General features: G+C 32.9%; 3 protein-coding genes. All 3 read left to right on the top strand.

All coding sequences use genetic code 11. From position 1 onward, the window contains the following. On the top strand, window positions 1–1,473 hold a 1,473-nt coding region (locus tag ACOYLT_RS09985; protein WP_422853709.1), incomplete at its 5' end, for a DUF4270 domain-containing protein. 11 nt (window positions 1,474–1,484) lie between these two features. Then, complete coding sequence (gene glmS / locus ACOYLT_RS09990; protein WP_422853710.1) at window positions 1,485–3,332, top strand: glutamine--fructose-6-phosphate transaminase (isomerizing); 1,848 nt, start codon at window positions 1,485–1,487, stop codon at window positions 3,330–3,332. 271 nt (window positions 3,333–3,603) lie between these two features. Then, a partial coding sequence (locus ACOYLT_RS09995; protein ID WP_422853711.1) for a carboxypeptidase-like regulatory domain-containing protein occupies window positions 3,604–5,030 on the top strand: 1,427 nt, incomplete at its 3' end.

Genomic DNA, 5,030 nt, shown 5'->3' on the forward strand with positions numbered 1-5,030 from the left:
GGATTTTATTACAATCCAGCTTTTGGAACTACTCAAGCGAATTTTGTTACACAAGTTGAAATGGCAACTACCAACCCAACGTTTAACAATACCGATGCTGAAGAATATGATGTAAATCCAACTGTTCTTGATAGTGTAGTTTTAGATATTCCCTATTTTAAAACTCAGAAATCAGTTGAAGAAGTAACAGTAAATGGAGTAAAAGAAAAACATACAACCTATGAATTAGATTCAATTTATGGTGTTGATGAATCAAAATTTAAGCTAAGTGTTTATCAATCCAATTATTTTTTAAGAGATTTAGATCCTGCTCAATCCTTAGGGGAAACACAACTTTTTTATACTGATAAAGATGCTGAAATTAATAACAATAAAATTCCAGTTTTATTGAATGATTTACCTACATCTGACACAAGAAATAGTGATGGTCATGAAAATGTACAATTCTATTTTGATAAAAGAGAACACAAAACAACAGCTCCAAACGAAACTGCTGGAGGTGAAGATGTGGTTACAAGAACACCGCCATCAATGAGATTACATCTGAACAAAACGGTTTTTTCTAATTTAATACTAACTGCACCTAGTGGTCAATTAGCTAATAATAGTGTTTTTAAAAATTATTTTAGAGGGTTATATTTTAAAGTTGAAAACGGAAACCCTGGAAATATGGCAAACATTAATTTCAGAGGAGGAAAAATAACTCTTTATTATAACGAAGATAAAAAATCAACAAATGCTGAAGGCGCAGTTACCTTCTCAAGGGAAAATAAAACTTTTACTTTAAACTTAACTGGAAATACAGTTAGTTTATTGGATAATTCAAACGAAAGCACGGATTATTTAACAGCAACCAACAATTCTTCGCAAGAAGCATCTAAACTATACCTAAAAGGCGGGCAAGGATCAATGGCAGTTATAGATATTTTTGGCCCTGATGCAGATAATAACGGTACAGCAGATGAAGTTGAAGCTATCAAGGCAAATGGTTGGTTAATCAATGAAGCTAATCTTATTTTTTATGTTGACAAAAATGCCATGTCAGATTCTAGAACCATAGAGCCAAATCGCATTTTTCTTTATGATTTAACTAATAAAAAAGTTTTGGCTGACTATATTTATGATTTTACAAGTAACAGTGCTAATCCAAAATTAAACAAATCTATTTTTGGAGGAATAATTCAAAAAGAAGATGTTGATAATGGTAGAGGATTAAAATATAAGATTAGAATAACCAATCATGTTAGAAATTTAATTAAAAATGACTCTACTAATGTTAGATTAGGATTGTCTGTAACAGAAAGTATCAATAATGTAGGACTTTCTAAATTGAAAACACCAAACAGTTATTCAACATCAGCACCAACTATGTCTCTGGCAAGTCCATTAGGAACTATTTTATATGGATCTAGTCCTGTAGTACCAGATGATAAAAGATTGAAACTCGAAATTTATTATACAAAACCTGATTAATATATAGAATTATGTGTGGAATTGTTGGTTATATTGGTCACAGAGAAGCGTATCCAATTGTAATAAAAGGGTTGAAAAGATTAGAGTACAGAGGTTATGATAGTGCTGGTATAATGTTATGCGAAAACTCAGAACTTAAAATTTCAAAAACCAAAGGCAAAGTTTCAGACCTAGAAGAAAAATCAAAATCGATTGCCACTTCAAAAGCTACAATAGGAATGGGGCATACTCGTTGGGCAACACATGGAGTACCTAATGATGTTAATTCTCACCCTCATGTTTCTAATTCTGGTAATTTAGTTATTATCCATAATGGAATCATTGAAAATTATGAACCATTAAAGAAAGAATTGTCAAAAAGAGGATATACTTTTACTTCTGATACTGATACTGAAGTATTAATAAATCTTATAGAAGACGTTAAAAAGAAAGAAAAAGGAAAGTTAGGAAAAGCAGTTCAAATTGCACTTAACCAAGTAGTTGGCGCTTATGCAATTTGTGTATTTGATAAAGAAAACCCAGATGAAATTATAGTAGCAAGACTTGGAAGCCCACTTGCAATAGGTGTTGGCAAAGAAGAATTTTTTGTAGCATCAGATGCTTCACCATTTATTGAATATACTTCTAATGCTATTTATTTGGAAGATGAAGAAATGGCAATTATAAGATTACATAAGCCATTAAAAATTAGAAAAATTAAAGACGATACTTTGGTTGATCCCTACATTCAAGAACTCCAAATGAACTTGGAACAAATTGAAAAAGGAGGTTATGACCATTTCATGTTAAAAGAAATTTATGAGCAGCCCAATGTAATTAAAGATACCTACAGAGGAAGACTCCACGCTAATGAAGGAATTATACAAATGGCTGGGATTGAAGATAATCTTGAAAAATTTCTTCATGCTCAAAGAATTTTAATAGTTGCCTGTGGAACTTCATGGCATGCTGGGCTAGTAGCCGAATACATTATTGAAGAATTTACACGTATTCCTGTTGAAGTAGAATATGCTTCTGAATTTAGATACAGAAACCCAATTATTAATAATTCAGATGTTGTAATTGCTATTTCGCAATCAGGAGAAACGGCTGATACTTTAGCAGCCATTAAATTAGCTAAGGAAAAAGGAGCTTTTGTATTTGGTGTTTGTAATGTGGTTGGTTCTTCCATTTCAAGAGAAACGCATGCAGGTGCTTATACACACGCCGGGCCAGAAATAGGCGTAGCCTCTACTAAAGCTTTTACTACTCAAATAACCGTATTGACAATGATAGCTTTGCGTTTAGCAAAAGCAAAAGGAACCTTGTCAAATTCTGATTTCCATAGATATTTGCAGGAGTTAGAAGTTATTCCAGAAAAGGTTTTAGAGGCATTAGAATGTAATGATAAAGCAAAAGAAATTGCTGCTATGTTTAAAGACGCCCCAAACTGTCTTTACCTAGGAAGAGGCTATAATTTCCCTGTGGCTTTAGAAGGAGCATTAAAACTAAAAGAGATATCCTATATACATGCGGAAGGTTATCCAGCTGCCGAAATGAAACACGGACCAATTGCATTAATTGATGAGCAAATGCCTGTTGTTGTAATTGCCCCAAAGCAAGGGCACTATGATAAGGTAGTAAGTAATATTCAAGAAATCAAATCAAGAAGCGGTAAAATTATTGCTGTAGTTACTAAAGGTGACACACAAGTAAAAGAACTGGCTGATCATGTAATAGAAATTCCTGAAACTTCTGACGCTTTATCACCACTTATTACTACCATTCCTTTGCAATTGTTGTCTTATCATATTGCAGTAATGCGGAGTTGTAATGTTGATCAACCAAGAAATTTGGCAAAATCAGTAACTGTAGAATAAATATTCACTAAATATATTATTTAAAAGCGAGATTTTGTCTCGCTTTTTTTATGGTTAATTCTTTATGATTAATTTAAAGAAAATGATTTTTTATATATACTTATAGTTTTTTTAATAGCGATTTCTGTTAATTGTTGATAAAAACACAAAAATATTGATTTATCAAAAGTAAGCTCTAAAATTCAATTATTAATAAATTTACGTTTCCTTTTTTGATATTATAAAAAAATAAATTACTTTGGCTTCTTATAACCAAAAAATTTAAAACCAAATGAAAATTTATTTATTTATTATTTCATTGTTTTTTTGCGGCATTACTTATGCACAAACTTCTGTTTCGGGTTCGGTAAAAGACAGTAAAAACGAACCTGTTCCTGGAGCCAATGTAAAAGTAATAGGCGATTCTGCTGGAACAGTGACTGACAGCGACGGGAATTTTTCCTTATCAACTGCAAAAAAGCCACCTTTCAATCTTGAAGTTTCAAGTGTAGGCTATGAAACAAAGGAAGTTAATGTTTCATCAAACAATCAAAAAGTTAGTGTTGCCTTATCAAATGAAGAAACTAAACTAGACGAGATTGTAGTTTCTGCTACAAGAGCTCCAGAAAGAATTAGGGAATCCCCAGTTACCATTGAAAGATTTACTGTAAAAGATGTAAAAAAAGCGGCAGCGCCTTCCTTTTATGACGGATTGGAAAATCTAAAAGAGGTTCAAATGAACACGAGTAGTTTGTCTTTCAAATCAATCAACACAAGAGGGTTTGCCACAGTAGCAAATACTAGATTTCTTCAATTAGTTGACGGAATGGACAATTCTTCTCCTCTTTTAAACTTTGTTTTAGGAAATCTTATCGGGGTTTCAGAAATTGATGTACAAAATGTAGAATTGCTTCCAGGAGCTTCATCGGCACTTTATGGTGCAAATGCATTCAACGGAATTTTATTCATGAACAGCCAAGACCCATGGAATCATCAGGGGGTTACTGCCTATGCTAAATTTGGACAAACAAATCAAAAAGCAGCCGGAACTAATAATTTTTATGATTATGGAATTAGAGTGGCTCATGTATTTGACAAACATTTTGCCGCCAAAGCGAACTTCACTTTTATGAGAGGGACTGACTGGTATGCTACTAATTATAACGGTATTGACGCAAATGGAGATGAAGTTTCAGGAGTAGATAGAAATAACCCAAGCTACAACGGTATAAACATCTACGGAGATGAGGTTGCTGTTAACTTGAAAAGTAGAAATGCTTTTGGATCTTCAGCCTATAATCTTTTGCCAAACATAGATATTTCCAGAACAGGATATAACGAAACCGATTTAACAGAAAGTAAGGTTAGAAATGCAAAAATTGACTTTTCACTTCACTTTAAACCGTGGGCAAATGATTTTGAAATCATCTGGCAGTCTAAATTTGGATTTGGAAATTCCATTTATCAAGGAGCTAGTAGATATAATCTAAATGGTTTTTTTATGCAGCAACATAAATTGGAGCTTAAAGGGAAAAATTTCTTCCTAAGAGGGTATACAATAAATGAAGATGGTGGGAAATCATATGATATGACTTTTACCGGAATCAACATCAATAGATTATGGAAGTCAGACTCACAATGGTTTGCTGATTATGGAGGAGCATTTGGAGCTGCAACTTTAGGGTTTGTACCTGGTGTGGGTACAACTCCTGCTGAGGC

The sequence above is a fragment of the Flavobacterium sp. genome (assembly GCF_049318185.1).
Lineage (GTDB): Bacteria > Bacteroidota > Bacteroidia > Flavobacteriales > Flavobacteriaceae > Flavobacterium.